This window comes from Bacillus sp. BB081 (assembly GCF_008368895.1).
Classification (GTDB): domain Bacteria; phylum Bacillota; class Bacilli; order Bacillales; family Bacillaceae_G; genus Bacillus_A; species Bacillus_A wiedmannii.
Window position 1 is genome coordinate 15,460 of the sequence record NZ_QOZX01000025.1, and the last position, 18,300, is coordinate 33,759.

17 protein-coding genes and 3 pseudogenes are annotated in these 18,300 nt (G+C 34.0%); 4 read left to right on the plus strand and 16 right to left on the minus strand.

All coding sequences use genetic code 11. The features are described from left to right. Positions 1–173: 173 nt before the first annotated feature. The 5 genes and pseudogenes from DN394_RS29415 to DN394_RS29420 all read right to left on the minus strand — a co-directional run. Positions 174–308 carry a hypothetical protein gene (locus DN394_RS29415; RefSeq protein ID WP_000964480.1) on the minus strand — a complete coding sequence of 45 codons (135 nt, stop codon included), beginning with the start codon at positions 306–308 and terminating at the stop codon, positions 174–176. Positions 309–431: 123 nt separating this feature from the next. Continuing rightward, positions 432–761, minus strand: coding sequence for a DUF1064 domain-containing protein (locus DN394_RS13985; protein WP_000049836.1), 330 nt, complete (start codon positions 759–761; stop codon positions 432–434). Between the two features lie 1,545 nt (positions 762–2,306). Beyond that, on the minus strand, positions 2,307–3,647 hold the full coding sequence (locus tag DN394_RS14000) for a DEAD/DEAH box helicase (RefSeq protein WP_002108293.1): 1,341 nt from the start codon (positions 3,645–3,647) through the stop codon (positions 2,307–2,309). 180 nt (positions 3,648–3,827) lie between these two features. Beyond that, positions 3,828–4,195 (minus strand): annotated as a pseudogene (locus DN394_RS14005) (transposase); the annotation flags it as partial. A gap of 66 nt (positions 4,196–4,261) precedes the next feature. Further along, a pseudogene (locus DN394_RS29420) lies at positions 4,262–4,465 on the minus strand (YolD-like family protein); the annotation flags it as partial. A 169-nt stretch (positions 4,466–4,634) separates the two neighbouring features. On the opposite strand from DN394_RS29420, the gene DN394_RS14015 reads away from it, so the two are divergent. Together DN394_RS14015 and DN394_RS29810 are read left to right on the plus strand one after the other, a co-directional pair. Then, the gene (locus DN394_RS14015) at positions 4,635–5,129 is read left to right on the plus strand and encodes a hypothetical protein (protein WP_000566722.1); all 495 of its coding nucleotides are present in this window, start codon (positions 4,635–4,637) and stop codon (positions 5,127–5,129) included. Next, positions 5,116–5,229 (plus strand): annotated as a pseudogene (locus DN394_RS29810) (restriction endonuclease); the annotation flags it as partial. The gene DN394_RS14015 and the pseudogene DN394_RS29810, both read left to right, overlap by 14 nt. 127 nt (positions 5,230–5,356) lie before the next feature. Here the strand turns inward: DN394_RS29810 and DN394_RS14025 are convergent. Continuing rightward, on the minus strand, positions 5,357–6,043 hold the full coding sequence (locus DN394_RS14025) for an MBL fold metallo-hydrolase (protein ID WP_048566402.1): 687 nt from the start codon (positions 6,041–6,043) through the stop codon (positions 5,357–5,359). Positions 6,044–6,288: 245 nt separating this feature from the next. Here DN394_RS14025 and DN394_RS14030 point away from each other — a divergent pair, with 245 nt between their 5' ends. Continuing rightward, positions 6,289–6,618 (plus strand): YkvA family protein, encoded by a 330-nt coding sequence (locus DN394_RS14030; protein ID WP_048566403.1) that lies wholly within the window; start codon positions 6,289–6,291, stop codon positions 6,616–6,618. A 273-nt stretch (positions 6,619–6,891) separates the two neighbouring features. On the opposite strand, the gene DN394_RS14035 is transcribed toward DN394_RS14030, so the two are convergent. From DN394_RS14035 to DN394_RS14080, 10 genes are all read right to left on the minus strand, one after another. Further along, positions 6,892–8,121: an MFS transporter gene (locus DN394_RS14035; protein WP_064449135.1), complete on the minus strand. Its 1,230-nt coding sequence runs from the start codon at positions 8,119–8,121 to the stop codon at positions 6,892–6,894. A gap of 208 nt (positions 8,122–8,329) precedes the next feature. Beyond that, positions 8,330–8,800, minus strand: a complete 471-nt coding sequence (locus tag DN394_RS14040; RefSeq protein ID WP_048566405.1) for a MarR family transcriptional regulator — start codon at positions 8,798–8,800, stop codon at positions 8,330–8,332. A gap of 204 nt (positions 8,801–9,004) precedes the next feature. Beyond that, positions 9,005–10,006 (minus strand): bifunctional threonine ammonia-lyase/L-serine ammonia-lyase TdcB, encoded by a 1,002-nt coding sequence (gene tdcB / locus DN394_RS14045; protein ID WP_064056601.1) that lies wholly within the window; start codon positions 10,004–10,006, stop codon positions 9,005–9,007. An 86-nt stretch (positions 10,007–10,092) separates the two neighbouring features. Next, positions 10,093–11,676, minus strand: a complete 1,584-nt coding sequence (locus tag DN394_RS14050; protein WP_098149470.1) for an aminotransferase class V-fold PLP-dependent enzyme — start codon at positions 11,674–11,676, stop codon at positions 10,093–10,095. Positions 11,677–11,745: 69 nt separating this feature from the next. After that, complete coding sequence (gene plsY / locus DN394_RS14055; protein WP_048566408.1) at positions 11,746–12,294, minus strand: glycerol-3-phosphate 1-O-acyltransferase PlsY; 549 nt, start codon at positions 12,292–12,294, stop codon at positions 11,746–11,748. A gap of 141 nt (positions 12,295–12,435) precedes the next feature. Further along, positions 12,436–13,329, minus strand: a complete 894-nt coding sequence (locus DN394_RS14060; RefSeq protein WP_098704985.1) for a BadF/BadG/BcrA/BcrD ATPase family protein — start codon at positions 13,327–13,329, stop codon at positions 12,436–12,438. A gap of 18 nt (positions 13,330–13,347) precedes the next feature. Beyond that, positions 13,348–14,496, minus strand: a complete 1,149-nt coding sequence (anmK, locus tag DN394_RS14065; RefSeq protein ID WP_048566410.1) for an anhydro-N-acetylmuramic acid kinase AnmK — start codon at positions 14,494–14,496, stop codon at positions 13,348–13,350. Positions 14,497–14,518: 22 nt separating this feature from the next. Continuing rightward, a complete protein-coding gene (locus tag DN394_RS14070; RefSeq protein WP_001021974.1) occupies positions 14,519–14,785 on the minus strand; it encodes a hypothetical protein in 267 nt (88 codons plus the stop codon). Positions 14,786–14,862: 77 nt separating this feature from the next. Beyond that, positions 14,863–16,146 carry a PTS sugar transporter subunit IIC gene (locus DN394_RS14075; protein ID WP_001032304.1) on the minus strand — a complete coding sequence of 428 codons (1,284 nt, stop codon included), beginning with the start codon at positions 16,144–16,146 and terminating at the stop codon, positions 14,863–14,865. Positions 16,147–16,157: 11 nt separating this feature from the next. Then, entirely contained in the window at positions 16,158–16,463 is a 306-nt protein-coding gene (locus DN394_RS14080) for a PTS sugar transporter subunit IIB (protein ID WP_000865896.1), read from the minus strand. Positions 16,464–16,689: 226 nt separating this feature from the next. Here DN394_RS14080 and DN394_RS14085 point away from each other — a divergent pair, with 226 nt between their 5' ends. Continuing rightward, positions 16,690–18,249 carry a glycoside hydrolase family 10-like protein gene (locus DN394_RS14085; protein ID WP_033658764.1) on the plus strand — a complete coding sequence of 520 codons (1,560 nt, stop codon included), beginning with the start codon at positions 16,690–16,692 and terminating at the stop codon, positions 18,247–18,249. Positions 18,250–18,300 lie beyond the last annotated feature (51 nt).

Consider the following 18,300-nt stretch of genomic DNA (forward strand, 5'->3'; position numbering starts at 1 on the left):
TTAGAATGAACTTAAATCCTAATTTAACAAGAGCTAAATTGCTATGATATGTGAAAGAAAAGTCTCTTTAAATCCGATTGAAGAGACTTTTTATTTACTAAGCAAATCCGAAATCTGAAAATTAATATACATTATAGACAAATTGTATGTTTCTTAACAAAATTCAAATTGTATTAAACTTTATTTCCATCATTATTTTTTTGCATAGCCGCTATTTTATTTTCTTCTGCTTTAAAACCAAAATAGAGTATACCACAAGTAACAAACGAAACTAATACGGATCCTATAATGTTTCCTAGCCAGAGCATAACGTAACTCCTCCTATATATTAATTAAGGCATTTATAAAAAACTTAATATATATAAATGCAACGTAAAACACTTGTTCAGATTGCTGTCATTTGTACTATTTGTTCTGCTAACGTTATATAATCAAGATGCAACAAGCGACAAATGTGGGAAATAATATTCGAACATTTTCTTTTTAATACTAAAAGTGTCATTTAATACACCTTTCACATCAATGACTTCCACATCACCGTTTGGCAAATAGATCATTAAGTCTGCTTTATATGTAATTGCATCAAATCGTTTTCCATTCTTTTTAAAACCTGTTTGCAGAACAAACCATGGTGGCAATTCGATTGCCTGTATTTCACCTGCACCTTGCTTTTCTTTTAACAACTCATAATATTTAGACTCGGCTTCTGAATCAAAGATACAACCATCTAGCTCAACCTTTTTATTGTTATATTTACTCATTGTTTTTCTCTTTTGTTTTATTAATTAGCTGATTAATTTCATAGAAACCATTTATCAAACATTCCATGTTTCTTCACCCCTTGAATATTTTTCAAATAATAATACATACTAGTTTCAAGCCGCCGTATCCACGGTTAATACTTCTTTCTTTTGTTACAGTAGAAGCAGGTAGGTTCTTAACTTATTTGCTTTTCCTATATGTTTTTTAATATTGAAAATAATACTAATAAGCTTTTTGAAGTAGCAGCTTCACTCTTCTCGTAATGGGAATGCAATTTATCACAATTTGCTAACTCATTCTACTCACTGGCAGACAACCAAAATTGTTGTCTGCTTTTTGTATGAGATTTTTCATTTTACATATACTAGTTTTGAGCCTGTTACCAATGCAAGCCATTTTGGTGTTTTGAATTCCGACTAAGCTTTTTGTTGCATAGATTATTACATCTTTGACAACACTGATTTAAAGCACGTTTTCTGGTTATTCGTAGTTCTAATCCAGAATAATTTTTCTCCTATTAAAGGACAGCAGATACGACTGCTAGTCCTTTTTTCTTATACCGCATACCCACCTTTTGGTAGCTTCGGACCACATTGCCCTCATCATTGTAATAAGCAATTTCCCAAAAATGATGACAGTTGTGCTTTTCAATTTCTCCCTCGAACAAAACGAACAAATGAGTTTTCCAGTTCCCAGCGATCGTATTACTCGCATACCCATGTAAGCGAAATGGAGGTTGCGATAATTTTGCATTTTCTTAAAAGCCTGCTCTGCACTGTACATGCGCTTGATGTCAAAAACACCTTCATTCTCGCACTTTACAAACTTCATAAATTCCGCCATCGACATTGTTATAAATTTTGTTCTGAACTGCTGCCAATACAGATAACTTGTTTTACTTTCCGTTTCAGCAACAATAATTTTCTCGTTCGACCAATGTTCGAAAATGGTTGTTAATTCAAATTTGTAAATAAGATATCTCAATCTTCACACGCCCTTATTTTTTCATCTACCAATATGAGTTAAATCCTTCATAAACTTCTCTTGTTCCATTTCAATAATTGCGGAATGTGTAATAAAAATATTCGCTCGCTTCAATACCTTTCCTTTCAACCAAAGTGTTCTGCCGAAATAGTAGACATAATAAGTTCCGTTCTTTTTACTGCAGCATAACATTCCCGTACCATTTGAATGTGTTACGAACTTCTTTCACTCCATCGTCCAATTCTTTGTTTGCAAAAGATGTTTTCGTATCGTTATACCAATTGATTTCTTCATAATCCGTATCATCATCAGGGGAGCTAGTACGAATAGCTTTCTCTCAATTTTTTTCGATTAAATATTGTTCATACGTAAGTTGCACTTGTTCTTGAATTGCGACATGGTAGTAATACCCTTGATCTGCTGGTTTTGGACTATAAAATTCCCTTTATAAGTTTTAAATACGGTGAATGAAATTTTTGTTTTTTCTTGCCATTATCCTTGTTCTATACAAACAAAAAAAGAGCCGCAATATTTTGCGACTCTTTTACAATTACCACTATTTAACGTCCACGTCTTTGCTGACCTTGTTTTGTACTACTTTTCTTATTACTTGGCTTATTAAATGATCGATTGTTATCATTTCTCGAACTATTTCTTGGGCCACCTTTTGAACCACTTCTTGAACCTTCACGGCTATCTCTTTGACGATATTGATCTGATTTCTTTGGAGCAGGATTTGGTACCGGTTTTCCATTTTCATCTACACGTTTTATCTTCGGTTGTTCGATTATTTGTCTTTGGATTGGTGCACCAAGCGTTTTTTCAATTTCTTCTAAATGTTTTTCATCTTTCGCTGCAACGAATGTAATTGCAAGACCTGATCCACCTGCACGTCCTGTTCGGCCAATGCGGTGAATATAACTTTCTACATCTTCAGGGATATCAAAGTTAAATACGTGCGTTACACCATCTACATCAAGTCCACGTGCTGCTACATCCGTCGCAATTAAGTACTGAATTTTAGCTTCGCGGAAACTCTTCATAACTCTTTCACGTTTCGCTTGAGGTATATCACCATGAAGTTCAGCACAATTATAACCTCGTCCTTTTAAATCATCATACAGCTTACTTGCTCTAACCTTTGTACGACAGAAAATAACTGCTAAAAATGGCTGATCACGATCCATAACAAAACGAAGTGCATCTGGCTTTGCACGATCTGTCGTCTCAATGACACGCTGCTCAATTGTATTTACCGTTACTTCTTCACTTTGTACTTGAATCATTTGCGGCTCATCCATATAACGCTTCGCCAATTTTTTAATATCTTTTGGCATCGTTGCTGAGAATAACATCGTTTGTTTACTACCAGGTGTCTCATCTAAAATATCTTCAATATCATATAAGAAACCGAAATAAAGCATTTGATCCGCTTCATCTAGTACAATCGTTGAAAGATTACTTAAATCAATTGTTTCACGTCGTATATGATCTAATAATCGACCTGGTGTCGCTACAACAATATGTGTATTACCTTTTAATTTTCTCAATTGTTGTGCTACATCTTGCCCGCCATAAATCGCTAGTACATTAATATCTTCTCTTTGAACAAGCATTTTTTTAATTTCAGTTGTAATTTGCAGTGCTAGTTCCCTTGTTGGCGCAACAATTAAAGCCTGAACATCACTAGACTCTGGATCGATTTTTTCTAAAATCGGTAACACGAATGCTAATGTTTTACCCGTTCCTGTTTTCGCCTGCCCAATAATATCTTTACCTGACATAATAACAGGAATTGCCTGCTCTTGAATTGGTGTTGCTTCTGTAATTCCATTTTCACGTAATGTATGATTAAAAGTTTCACTAATTCCTAATTCTAAAAAGTTTTTCAAATTGACCACTTCTTTTCCTTATTTTTCACATTAGCTTTCATTGTACCATTTGTTTCGCCAAATATGAAAAATAAAAAAATTCTTATCTTCTTTTTTTATATTCATCGTGTACTAGATGAACAAATTCTTCTTGTTTTCTTTCCGATTTTAATAACCTTTTCATATTAGCCGGAGACAAAATGTACTTCTTAATTTTTCTATTGTATTTGTATTTTTCATAGTTGGACGCCCTCTCTTCTTTTCATGTAGGGAATCCACGCCTTTTAAATCATATGCTTCCTTCCACCTACGAACCGTTCCATAAGATGGGATATTAAAAATAGCCCCTGTTTCTCTAATATATGTCCCTTGTCTATCCATATAATTAATTACATCCAGTTTATAATCCAGGGGATATCTTCTATAGCGTTTTTCACCTACCGCATTATATTGTTTAATCCACTGCTGGAGTACACTCGGATGAACCTTTATGGATCCCGCAAGTCTTTTCACTCCGTCACCTTCATCTGAATATTTTTTACTACCTTTACTTTTTCTTCTAGTGAGAATTTAACTATAAAAAAGTACACCTCCAATTGTTGTTTGTGTCTAACAATTGGGGTGCACATCCTAAGATTCGGCTTTTTTACTAGTAATAATATCAAAAAAACAAGTGCGACCCTGTGGTAAAAAACATCTGTACAGATTAAAGCACTATTTAACGGATCTATATCAATCACAGTCATATATCCATTGAGCAAATAACCATCCTCATAATATGTAATTAGCATTTCTTATTCAGATAACAATGAGCATAATAATATGTTTTCTATAAATTCCTTTTCCTCCTAAGTTTGTGTTTACCACTCAACCACTCTTTCTTGGACATGCTTCTGTTAGCGACTTCTAGCCCTATCAGTGTATGCTCACAATAGGTTGTCAATTGCTAGTACCAATTCATTTTTCGCGAATATTTCCCTTTGCATCTCACTATATTTAAAAAGAGGGGGTTACATAATGATAGATAACCACATGGAGTTACTATGTTTTTTGGACGACCTGGAACAACTCATTCATCAGCATAATCAAAAAGAAAATAAGTTGATACGTAATGCATCTAAAAAGCTCGGGATTATTAGTAAAATAGAAAAAATGCGTGATGAGACTTTGGCTACAGTGATAGAAGAAATTGTATCTTCTTCTATCACTGGCGAAGATATTAAATTGGATAGCGCTTATTTCCTAAATGAGCAACCAGAAAACAACAGACAACTACGTATAATTATAAATCATCCAATATATGGAGAAGATATTGTAAGCTGTCTACAAGAGATTAGGGAGAACTATCAAACATGTGCTCAACGAATTGAAGATGAATTAAATTTCTCTGTAGAAATTAGAGTAACTTTTTCTAGTTACGAGAGCATGTGTTCTTCCTCCTATGTGGATACTAGCCCTGTATATGAAGATATATTTGGGGTTTTAACAGCTGAGGATATTTGTGACGACTAAACTACTGAGTAATTCCAACAAAAACGCAAGCAATAATGCTGCGAATAAAAATATTAAGTTAATTGATGGTGATAAGCTCATTCACATGATGAATTCATGAAGCCAGCTCTTTTAAAGACTTGGCTTTTTTCTTATAAAAACATTTTTAATGAATTAATTAGAATTGCAGAATCTATGAATTAAAAAAACGATCTTTTCGATATGGGAAAGATCGTTTTTTTATTATTTTATACAGTAAGCTTTCCTCCATGATAGCAATAATACTTTACGGCTTTAAGGTTTTTAATTCTCTTTAAAGATTCTTCTGCTTTTTCTATATCTAAACAAAAATCCGGATTAGCTATTTCTAATTCACAATTATCTTGAACGGCCGCATCCCCTGTAATTACACAATTTAAATTTGGAAAATATAATGAAATATGCCCCGAAGTATGTCCTGGGGTCGCTACTATTTGACATTCATCACTCAAAATCATTTGACCATCATATACTTTTTCATCGACGGAAATATGTCTTATATTTTTTAAGTGTTGTATAAACCACTCACCAAATTCTTTCTCTTCAATTGGCATACGTTCTAACATTTCTTCAGCTTGAACTAGTCTCTCCGATTTTATTTCACCATTTATGTAGTTGGATTCTATTTCACTAGCCATAATATTAATGTAAGGATATTTCACTTTGAAATCATATAAAGATCCTATATGATCATCATCATAATGAGTAATAATTATATTTTTTAAGTTTTTCATCTCATACCCATGTTTTACAATTGCATCTTCAATTAAAGGTAAAAAGTTTATATAACCTGTATCTACTAAAGTTAATTCCTTGTTTAATATAAGTAAGCTCGGATAAATACATTGTTTTCCCCCGTTATATTCGAATTCAATTGGTAGTTCTTTTATCTTCATTTTTCTTCCCCCATACCCGTTATTAAATGTTTAATAATAAATAAATCATCCACATACATTTTACTGTACATACTTATGTAACGAAACACTGTGAGTCGTTACATAACCAACATTCTATTATTTTGAACAGGTAATTCCTTATTTTTATGGAAATATACAATAAGATAAATAATAAAATTGATTATTCCTTCATTTTTTTGTCTATCCTTTTAAAAAATCTATGTTTTTGTAAAAGGAGTGTTTATATGGAGAAACAGACACTTTGGAAAAAATTCAAAAAAAGCTCAGCAAACCTCGGGAAATCTAGCGTATATGAAAGTATTATTTTATACTACACAATGAGAAAAAAAGGGTTACCTACTAAAGCGAAATTCATAATATTAGCCGCTTTAACCTATTACGTATTAACAATCGACTTCATTCCAGATATAGCTGCTATTATTGGGATTGGCTTATTAGATGATGTTTTAGCAATTGCTATAGCGCATAAATTTGTAATGCGCCATGCGGACGCTGAAATTCGAGAGAAGAGCAAAGTAAAAATGGAGTCATTATTTACTTCAGCACAAGCATAATTAAACCATCTAGTCATTTACCTAGCTTTTTACTTTCAAAAAAGCTAACTTTAATTATTGATAGTTCTATTTAACCTTCATCATGAGAGCATTACAGAATACATTCTTAATTTCTCTTAGCTCTCAAGCCGTAAACAAATAGGGGCCAGTACTTGTTTCTAAGTTCTGACACCCTATTATTTGTTCTTATATTTATCTGTTATTCAGTTCATTCAGGAAAGATTCCCGTAGAGACATCCTTATATAAAGAAAGACCATATTAGTGCAGATAGTTTATACAGTTACATGCGTCCCCCTATACAAAACTGCTATTGCCACTACTATAAGCATCATCCCCATAAAAGCAGGTGCAGCATGACCAAGCGATACATAGATTTGTCCTCCAATAATTGGACCAATCATTTTTGCCAATGCTTGAATAGATTGGCTACCGCCTTGAATCCTTCCTTGTTCACTAGAATCAACAGACTTTGAAAGCATCCCATTGAATGAAGGTCCGAAAATTGAGTCACCAAAACCAAACAGTAACATCCCAACGATTAGAAGAGGATATAGGGAAAACAAAGCAGATGCTGCAATAAAACTGTAGCCAATAATCTCCGAAACCATTCCAAGTATTGCTATTTGTTTATCACTAAGCTTGATCAACAGCTTTGGCATAATAAAAGCTTGTGAAATGATATCTTGAAAGCCCATAATTGAAAACATAAGTCCGATTAGTGCAGGTTTCCAGCTAAAAGTATCCATCGTAAATTGTGTAAAAATTGCTTGTAAAGATCCGTTAGGTATCCAAAGTAAAAACGCTGAGACAAGTAACCATTTTAAGTTTTTCATGGAAAGTATGTTTGCCAGCTGTGTAAACGGATTTAACCTTACAAAAGTAATTTCTTTTAACCTATTATTTTGCTCAAGACTCTCAGGCATATATTTCATCCCATATAAAACATTTAATAAAGTTATAAGCGCTCCAAAATACAAAGGTACAGAATGACCAAACTTTGCAAGTAATCCCCCAAGAGTTGGTCCGATAATAGTTCCTGCACCTACCACTGCACTCACCCACCCAAAATACTTCGTTCTCTGTTCTGAGGGAATGATATCTGCAAAATATGCAAAAATTGTACTGATACTCCCGCCTGTTATTCCTTCTATTATGCGTCCAGCAAATAGTACCCATAAAGCCCCTCCTATACCAAAAACTAAGTACCCAATTGCAGAACCGAAAAGGCATATTAAAAGTAATGGACGACGGCCATATTTATCGCTCAAAGCTCCGAGTACAGGAGCAGTGAAAAACACGCAGACCGCATAAACAGAGGTCAGTAAAGTAACAACTAGAGCCTGTTCTTCCGGACTACTTATATAAGGCTGCACTAAGAATGGCACTACTGGCATGATGATACTGAAACCTATACCACAAAGAAATACAGAAATAAGACCGAATATTAAAGCATGTTTATCAATGTTTGTTTCAGTTTCATTTTGTGATCTAAATATAGACATTTAACTTCTCCCCTCAAAACATTTTGTTGCTTTGTCAACAAAATGATAATTCTATTTTGTTGATTAATCAACAAAAATAAAATAATAAAAAGGTAGCCATGCTGTGAATAGGCTACCTTTTTATTATTTAAATGTATCCCACATGAACGGAAAAATAAGTTAGTTTTCGGGATTAACTACCCGTTAATCCCCGAATGCTTCAACTTTATTACGACTTAATATGTATACCTTGTTTCTTTATTTCTGCATCCAAATGCCTACTATACTTTTCCACGAAATTAATAATACTGTCGAATTCCGCCTCAGTTACTTGCTCAAATACAGCTTTATCCCGCTCTTGAAACTCATTGTGCAACTTTTCGTGAATTTTATATATTTCTTTCCCTTGTTCAGTAAGCCTAAAATAGATTTCTTTTTTATTCTCTGATTTCTGGTAACTTTCGATAAGTCCTTTGTTTATGAGCTTCTTAGTCATTCTACTAATTGCACCGCGAGTCACATAAAAAGCCTCTGCAAGTTGTGTCACGTTAGAATCTGTATTATTTTCAATATATTCAATGCAATGTACTTCAGAAGACTTAAAACCTTTAAGACCTTCTTCCATCTTATCCTTATTAAGCCAAACCATCTTATTATATAATTCCCTGAAACCGTTCATTACCTGTTCTTCTTTATTCATGACCTGCCCTCCTAACCGCTCATTAGCACGTTAAAACTATTATATTAAATTTATGTTTTCGTTTCGACAATATTGATATAATTATTTGAGTTATCTTTGAAAATAGACGATTACATATAATAATTCAATATACGGTAGACAAAAAGTAAGAGCTAAGATTAGTTGTCTTAGCTCTTCTTCCATAAAATTTATGTTTTTTAAATACTATTTCACTTCATTGGCTACAAAAAATTGCTCACAAACACTGGAAATGCGCTGCAAGTCTACGTTTCCACCAGATATAACCGCGACTACTTTTTTCCCTTTAATATATGTATCCACTTTCCCTGCAAGTAGAGCAGCAGTAGCTAATGCACCTGCACCTTCTACAACAGCTTTACCACGCTGTAATAAGTCTTTCATCGCTACTTCTAATTCACCTTCTGATACTGTTACAATATCATCTACTAATTCTTTTACAATTTCAAATGTTAATTCCCCTGGTATTTTAACTGCGCAACCATCTGCAATAGTAGGCGCCTCATAATGTTCTACAATCGTACCTTTGTCATAAGATGCCTTCATCCCATGAACATTATCTGCTTGGACACCAATTATATTAATGGATGGATTAAAAGATTTTAATGCAACAGCAATTCCAGAAATAATTCCACCTCCGCCAATTGGTACAATGACAGTATCAACATCCCACATATCATCAAGAATATCCAAACCAATTGTACCTTGACCAGCCATTACTTCTATATCGTCATATGGATGTAAGTATGTTTCACCTGTTTCCTTAATAATCTCCTCACATTTTGCCTTCGCATCATCAAAAGTTTCACCATATAAAATCACTTCTGATCCATATCCTCTAGTTGCTTCAACTTTCGCCTGAGGTGCAGAAATTGGCATCACAATTTTACTCTTAATACCAAGTAAATGAGCTGATAAAGCAATTCCTTGTGCATGATTACCAGCGGAACAAGCAATTACTCCTCTCTCTTTTTCCTGATCTGTTAGCTGTGACATTTTATTAAATGCACCTCGAAATTTAAAAGAACCCGTTAATTGCATATTTTCTAATTTCAAGTGAATTTCTCCACCTGTTTTACTAGTCAAATAAAATGATTTTACTAAAGGCGTTTTACGAGCATTTCTGTCTAAAATGGTTTGAGCTTTTTTAATATCGTCTATATGTAACGGTAGTTTTTTAGTTATCACACTAACACCTCTTCCAATGGTCTATTCCTAAGTTTTCGTATGTAGCAACTCCTTTATACGAAACCATCTATATTAAGAAAAAGTCTTTATATATGTACCCCACTCTGTAATACACACATTTGCAAACAATTTAACATCCTCTTCGTATCGCGTTCTTTATAATCATTTAAACATGCAATTTGGATCCAATTATTCTTTTGTAAATAAGATGACTCATAATGAACAATGTATCCTTGTAACGCTAACGCATCGCCAATCTCCTTAGAAGACTGATTTTCATTTAATTGAATGGTAACTATAATTGGCGCGGCATGTTCTTTAGGTGAAACAAGATTTAAACCCATATTAGTAATAGCTTGTTCAATATATGCATACGTCTCGTTTATTTTTTCAAATGCTTTTGCATCTTCAAATCTCTTTAATGCTTCTTGCAGTGCATAAATTAAATTCCATGAATGAGAATATGGAATACTGTCATTTTCTTCGTACATACCAACGTCCATATAGGCCGGTAATGTCTCGTTTACTTTCACATTATGATTATAAAAAACGAAAGATAATCCAGTAAACGATTTAATTGCCTTTCCGCTAACACCGCTTGCAAAATATACATCCTTCAAGTCTATCGGTATTGCTCCAATCGAACTGATACAATCTACACATAGCTTCACATTATACTTTTTACTTAAAACATTTAGCTCGTCTAAATCATTTAACATTCCGGTCGATGTTTCATGGTGAACAAACCAAAGCCATTCATAATTGCCAGTTCCCATTATTTTTTCTAATTCGGTATAAATAAACGGTTCTCCCATTTCTTTTTTATACGTATCAAAATGTAATTGCGCGCGTGCTGCATGTCCAACTAATCTATTACCAAATTCCCCATTTGTTAATACTAGTCCTTTCCCTTTTAAAGAACGTAACTGTAAAGCAATGGCATCATTTGCTAACGTCCCTGTTCCTAACATAAGTTGTACATGCTTTGCTTTTGTCATGTGAAGTAACCGTTTTTTCACATTGTCCATCGTCACTTGAAATGACTTAGAACGATGCGAAATAGGCTTAGTAGAAAATGCCTTTCGAACATTTTCTTCAATATCTACTGGACCAGGTAAAAACGTATATTCTTTCGTCATAATTCCCCCAACACTCGATGCTTCAAACATAGCAGGGGTAACATACATTGGCTGGAAGGCTGCTTCTTCTGTACCAACTAACGTATGGAAAGATTTGAATCCCATTTGCTCATATAAAGGTAGTTCACGTGTTGTAGCAGAAATGAGTGCCAATTCATATCCATTTAGAAGCAAATAACGATGTAAAAAGCGAATTAAACCTAACAACGCTCTTCCATTTCTATATTCACGTTCTACTGAAAGTAAACGAATTTCATATACGTTTTCTCCATGTTCTTGCAAATAATAATCTAGATTTGGAATTTTATTGTCTAACGAGAATGGTCGTTTTCCTCGCAAAGTAACCATACCTACTAACTTATCGTCATCTAAACAAATTAAATATGTATTTTCTTCATGGAAACGATCTATACGAACACGCTCTTTCGTTTCTTCATGTTGCGGAATTTCTTCTACAAATGTTTTATAATTCAACTTATGTATACTTTCAAATTCCCAAGCTTGATCAGCAACTTTATAAATTAACCCCATGTTGTATCTCCTTTATGTATTTAATAAAAATTATAAGTGGAGATTAACTCCACTTATAAAAAGTTCATTTCATTCTCGATTTACATATAAAATAAGTACAATTATAAGTGCACTTAAAATAGTCGTAACAATAGAGTAAGAATACAAAATCATGCAAACTGGTAAACAAGCGATTGTAATTAGTCCTGGCTTAGTAAATCCTTTAAAGATTAAATAAAATATAATGAAAACAGCAACGAGGGTAAGCGCTATTAAATAATCAAATGCAATTAATCCTCCAATAAATGTTGAAATGCCTTTTCCACCCTTGCCTTTAAATAAAATCGGGTAAATATGTCCAAGTAAAACAGCCAGTAAAGCTAACATTACAAATGTAGAATCTTCAAAAAGGTATTTTGCAATAGAAACTACGATTGCCCCTTTGATCGCATCGCCTAAAAATGTAGCGACGAAATACCCTTTTCCATATACGCGCCCCATATTTCTTGCGCCAGGATTACCGCTTCCTTCCTGCCGAATATCAACATTATGTTTCCATTTCGTCACTATATAAGCGGTCAATATGTTTCCAAATAAATAAGAAGCCACCAAACACAAAAATTGCATACTATTAATCATGTAATCATTCACTTTCTACATGGGATTACTTATACAATATTCAATGACTATGTATATTGTACTTTTCTTGCTTTACATCCCTTTATACATTTTAACATCATATATTTACAAATCATACAAAAATTCTCATACAGCTATTTATTAAAAATATATATTTTTCATTAAATAATATGTTCCTTTCACTGCTGTTTCTGATTGTGATACAAATGTAACTTCTCCTATACTCTTCTCACAGCATGTCTTAAATTCACCATATATTTCAGGAACGAAATGCAATATGCTGCCACTTACTGCAATTGAAGTTGATAAATCAAACTGCATCTTATTGTAAATATTCACCGTAATTCTCGTTAATTCCGTAGCCGCTTGCAAAATAATTTTAAGTGCGTCATCATTCCCATTTCTCGCTTCCTCAATAATGAATGGTGCAATTGCTGCAACTTTATCTTTTGAAAAACTATATACTAGTCTTTTTAAATGAGACGATGTTAAAAGTTGAAACTCTTCTTGAATTCTTAAGCTTAATGGGCAAAGTGGAACTCCTTGTTCAAATTGATTTGCCATTCTCTTTAAACCTTGTAACGCAATCCAATATCCGCTTCCTTCATCTCCTAAAATATGTCCCCATCCACCGCTATACTCGTACACTTCCCCTCTCTTTCCTAAACAAATCGCACCTGTACCGCCAATTGTTAAAATTCCATCCTTTCCTTTTAAAGCAGCTGCATGAGCAATCATTGCGTCATTAAAAACTTCAATTTGTGTTCCATACTTCTTTTTTAGACGTAATGTTAATTCATTCGTATTTGCTCCACTTACACCCGCTAATCCTAAACAAATACAAACGCAATCCCCATTTAATAACCCTCTCTGGCATTGATCAATCGCTTCCATAATATGAAAAAGTGCTTCTTCAAAATCTATTAATATATTTCCAAAACCACTCGTAGCCCTTTCAAGTTCACTTCCGTCTTGATCAAATGCAATTGCTTCTGTCTTTGTTCCCCCACCGTCTACTCCAATCATATATTTCATATGTTCGCCTCATTCTCTTCAAATTGGAGGGAATGTTATGTTCCCTAAAACTACAGATTGCTTTGCACCTGTTGCGCTTGGCACATTACTCGGATTACGATGATACGTTTCGTTTGCTAAAATGGCGAAGGCGATTGCTTCTTTCGCCTCCGAAGAATAGCCTATATCTTCTTGAAGGAATAATGCACATTTTTCTTCTTTCAATCCATTCCGTATCATTTCAACGAGTGTACGATTATAACTGCCGCCACCACCTAAAATCACTTCATCGATTTCATAATATGGCAGAATAAACTCCTTATACTGATGAACAATTGATCTTGCTGTAAACATCGTGACAGTCGTCACTATATTTTCTTTACTATGCCTTTCATACCGCTTCAACAACTCACTGACAAATTCTTCTCCAAACTGTTCTCTACCAGTTGATTTCGGTGGATTCATTTTCAAAAATGGATGGTTCATACAATATGTCAAAATTTCATCTACAACTACTCCCTGCTTTGCAATTTTACCATTTTGATCATATGACAACTGAAATAGCCTTTGACACATTTCATCAATTACCATATTACCTGGACCAGTATCAAAAGCTATAACGTTCTTATCACTTAGGTGACTTGGTATTATGGTAACATTACCGATCCCGCCAATATTTTGTAGTAGTCTATTTTTAGTTGGATGACGATACAAAATAATCTCTGAATATGGTACAAGTGGTGCACCTTGTCCCCCTGCTGCGATATCCATCGTTCGAAAATTAGAAATAACCGTCGTATTTGTTTCATATGCTATAACTGCTGGTTCTCCAATTTGCAATGTGGAAGGAATCATATTACCATCGTGCTTTGGCTGATGATAAATCGTTTGTCCGTGAGAACCAATTAAATTTAATTGTCCCAAAGGAAAATTGGCCTCTTTACAAACTTCCCTTACAGCATTAGCGAAGCATAAACCGAGTTTGAAATTTAAACTGCATATGAGTTGTACATTTGAATTTTCTATTGATAATGCCTGCTGGATCTCATTTTTCATATCATTACAAAATGGAACTGTAATAAAATGGATGAGTTTGACCTTAGACTCTACACCACTCCCCTCTATATGAACGAGTGCTACATCTATTCCGTCTAACGAAGTACCAGACATTATCCCTGCAATATACATAACATGCATGACCTCCTATTTACTAAAAAACAATCATGTAAGTTACAAACGTACAACCGATGGAAAATAATATAAATCTATAAAACAACTGGGCTTTCGATGCGAACGATCCATCAATGAAAGAAACAACTACTGTAAGCAAAATACTTGCCGCAATGCTTGTAACGAGCCATATACTATGCATTTGTGATAAATGTAGCATTCTTAATAAAGGTACAAAAAGTAAATTTGCACATATCACTCCAAATAATAATAAAAATACACCTTTATAACTAAATTTTATATTCATTCCATTTCACCCTCTCTGAACTTCATGTGAAAGAAGTGATAGACAAAATGCCTATCACTCAAAATAAAATATAAAACTTACGGATTAACAGATTCCCCATCACCATTTTTCTCAATTTCAAGCATGTTTTTGTCGTACATTTTAAAGAATGGTAAATAAATAAGGAATGATATTGTTATGTTTATAAATACGAGTACAATCGCTCTCCAATCCCCACCTGTTGCTAAATATGCACCAATTGGAGCTGGTAATGTCCATGGAGGCATTATATGTGTTGGTGTAACAAACCCCATCGCAGTTGCTGAGTATGCAATAGTTGCTGTTACTAGTGGTGTAATGATAAATGGGATAATTAATATTGGGTTTAGTACAATTGGCAATCCAAAAATAACAGGTTCATTAATATTAAAAATACCAGGCACAATACAAGTTCTTGATAATGCCTTCGAATATTTTGATCGACCAAATACAATCATAGCTAATACAAGTCCTAGCGTCGCACCAGAACCACCAATCCATATAAACCATTGGTATAATGGTTCTGGTGAAATGAATGGTAACTGATTTGCGCCACTAGCAACTGCTTCACCATTTTTCCCTAAATATACTTCCCATAATGGCCGGGCAACAGTTCCAACAACCGACACACCATGAATTCCGAATGACCAAAAAAATGTAATTAAAAATACTGGAATGATTACACCGAAGTAACTATCACCAGCTTTTACTAACGGAGCCGCTAATTTATCAACTACATGATGTAAATCAATACTAAAAACGACAGTTACTAAACTCATTAAAATAATAACGAATGCAGCAGGTATAAGTGCTTCAAACGAACGTGAAACAGACGGCGGTACTTGTTCTGGCATTTTAATCATTACATTTTTCGTCTTACAAAATCTTAAAATCTCAACTGATAAAATAGAAACAATCATTGTCACGAATAATCCATGACCTCCGAGATTTGCCATCGGAAGCATAAACCCTTTTTTATCAATTAATTCAGGCGTTAATGTTAATAGTAATGAACATACTGCAAGCTGTGCTCCTGATAAAGCATCTAGCTTGTAACTTTTCGCTAAATTATATCCTATTCCAAATGCTATATATAAAGACATAATAAACATCGTTAAACGATATGGTATTAATATACTTGTTTGATTTTTTAATGCCCAAACAGATATGAAACTATCTTTCGGTAATGGTGGAAATGCTACGATTAAAAAGAAACTTCCTACAATAATAAATGGTAACGCTGAAATAACTCCATCACGGATTGCTTGTAAATGCCTCTGTTCAGAAAGCCTCGCCATCGGTCCAGATAAGTTTCTATCAAGAAACGTGACAAATTTATTCATAACGCTTCCCCCTAACGAATTAAATCATTTACAGTTTTTAATAAAGTCGGTCCGCCAAGCGGCGTGTATGCTTGTGGCGGTATGATACCGCACGGGATAGATTCCTCTTCAGCGAATTTTTTAACAGATTCAAATCTATGTCTTACTTGAGGTGCAACCATAACAACGTCCCAACCATTCTTTACTTCTTCCTCTATCTCACTTGTTCCAATGGCATGGACTTCCATGTTTACACCTTTTTTCTCCGCCTCTTTTTTTAAAGCGTTTACAACAATTGCACTGGACATCCCTCCAGAACAAACGAATAAAACCTTCATTTATTAATCCTCCTATACTTATAATTTATCCCCTTCGAATGAAAGGAAGTTTCACTTTACTAAGAAGCATATGAAGAAGTAAAAGAATTTAGTTATATTGAAAGTAAATTTCACTAAAAATATTTCCCCTATTAAATTAATGTTTCAATATTTATTTTTCTCAATTGTAAGAACAACCTCACCTCGGATATCATATTAGCTAACCATATAATAGGGAGGCGTATAAATAATCATGAAACGTTTATTAGTGATATGTTGTATCGTCATCTTTTTTATTCCTTTCTCTTTCATTTCTCCTCACTCTACTTACGCTGAAGTAAATACTACGTATAAAAAATATGAATTACGTGCTGTATGGATTGCATCTGTACTTAATATTGACTGGCCCTCAAAAACTGGCTTACCTATCGCAAATCAAAAACAAGAGTTTATTAGATTATTAGACGATGTAAAAAACACTGGTATGAATGCAGTTGTTGTACAAATAAAACCAACCGCTGATGCTTTTTACCCTTCCAATTACGGTCCTTGGTCTGAATACATTACGGGGACACAAGGAAAAGACCCTGGATATGATCCACTCGCATTTATGATTGAAGAAGCACATAAAAGAAATATAGAATTCCACGCATGGATTAATCCATATCGAATAACGATGAATCACACTGATATAAATCGATTATCGGATAACCACCCTGCAAAACAGCATCCGGATTGGGTTGTACCTTATGGAGGAAAGTTATATTACAACCCTGGTATTCCAGAAGTGAAAAAATTTATTACAGAAGGCGCTTTAGAAATCGTACAAAATTACGATATTGACGCGCTGCATATGGATGATTATTTTTATCCATATAAAGTAGCTGGTGAAGAATTCCCCGATCAAAAAACGTTCGAAACGTATAATAATGGTAGATTTACAAATATAGAAGATTGGCGACGTGACAATGTAAATGAACTTGTCAAAGGTTTAAATACTGCTATAAAACAAGAAAAATCATACGTAAAGTTTGGCATAAGTCCGTTCGGCGTATGGCGAAATATAGCTGACGATCCAACTGGGTCTAACACAACTGCAGGTCAAAGAAACTATGATGACCTTTATGCTGATACACGTGAATGGATACAAAAAGGTTATATTGATTACATTACACCGCAAATATATTGGAATATTGGTTTCACACCAGCTGCATATGACATATTAATAGATTGGTGGGTAAAAGAAACAAATAATAAACCGATTCACCTATACATCGGTCAGGCGGCCTATAAAATTAATAATAATTCTGTCCCAGCTTGGTCTGATCCTGAAGAATACCCAAGACAAATTGCATTAAACCGACTATATCCTGAAATAAAAGGTAGTATGCATTTTAGCTTAAAAGATATGAATAACAATCCACTAGGAGTTAAAGATAGACTCTCAAAAGACATATATAAACATCCTGCATTAATCCCATCTATGCCTTGGCTTGATCATGATCCACCAAAACAACCGACTTTAAAAGGTGCTATTCCAAGAGATGAAGGTATTGCTGTAGGTATCATTGATAATAGAGAGAATGACTCTGCTTATTACGCCATTTACCGTGTGAATGGAAAAAATGAAGTGGATATAGAAAACCCGAAACATTTACTTACTACTGTAAGAAAAACAAAACTTGGAGAGATTTATGTAGATAAAACAGCTATTTCTGGAGAAACGTATACGTATGTAGTAACTGCAGTTGATCGATTGCATAATGAAAGTGTCGCTTCTAGTCATACAACCGTTAAAGCAAAATAACAACTAATAAAAAAACGCCTTAAAAGCTAAGTGAACTGTACCCCGAATCAT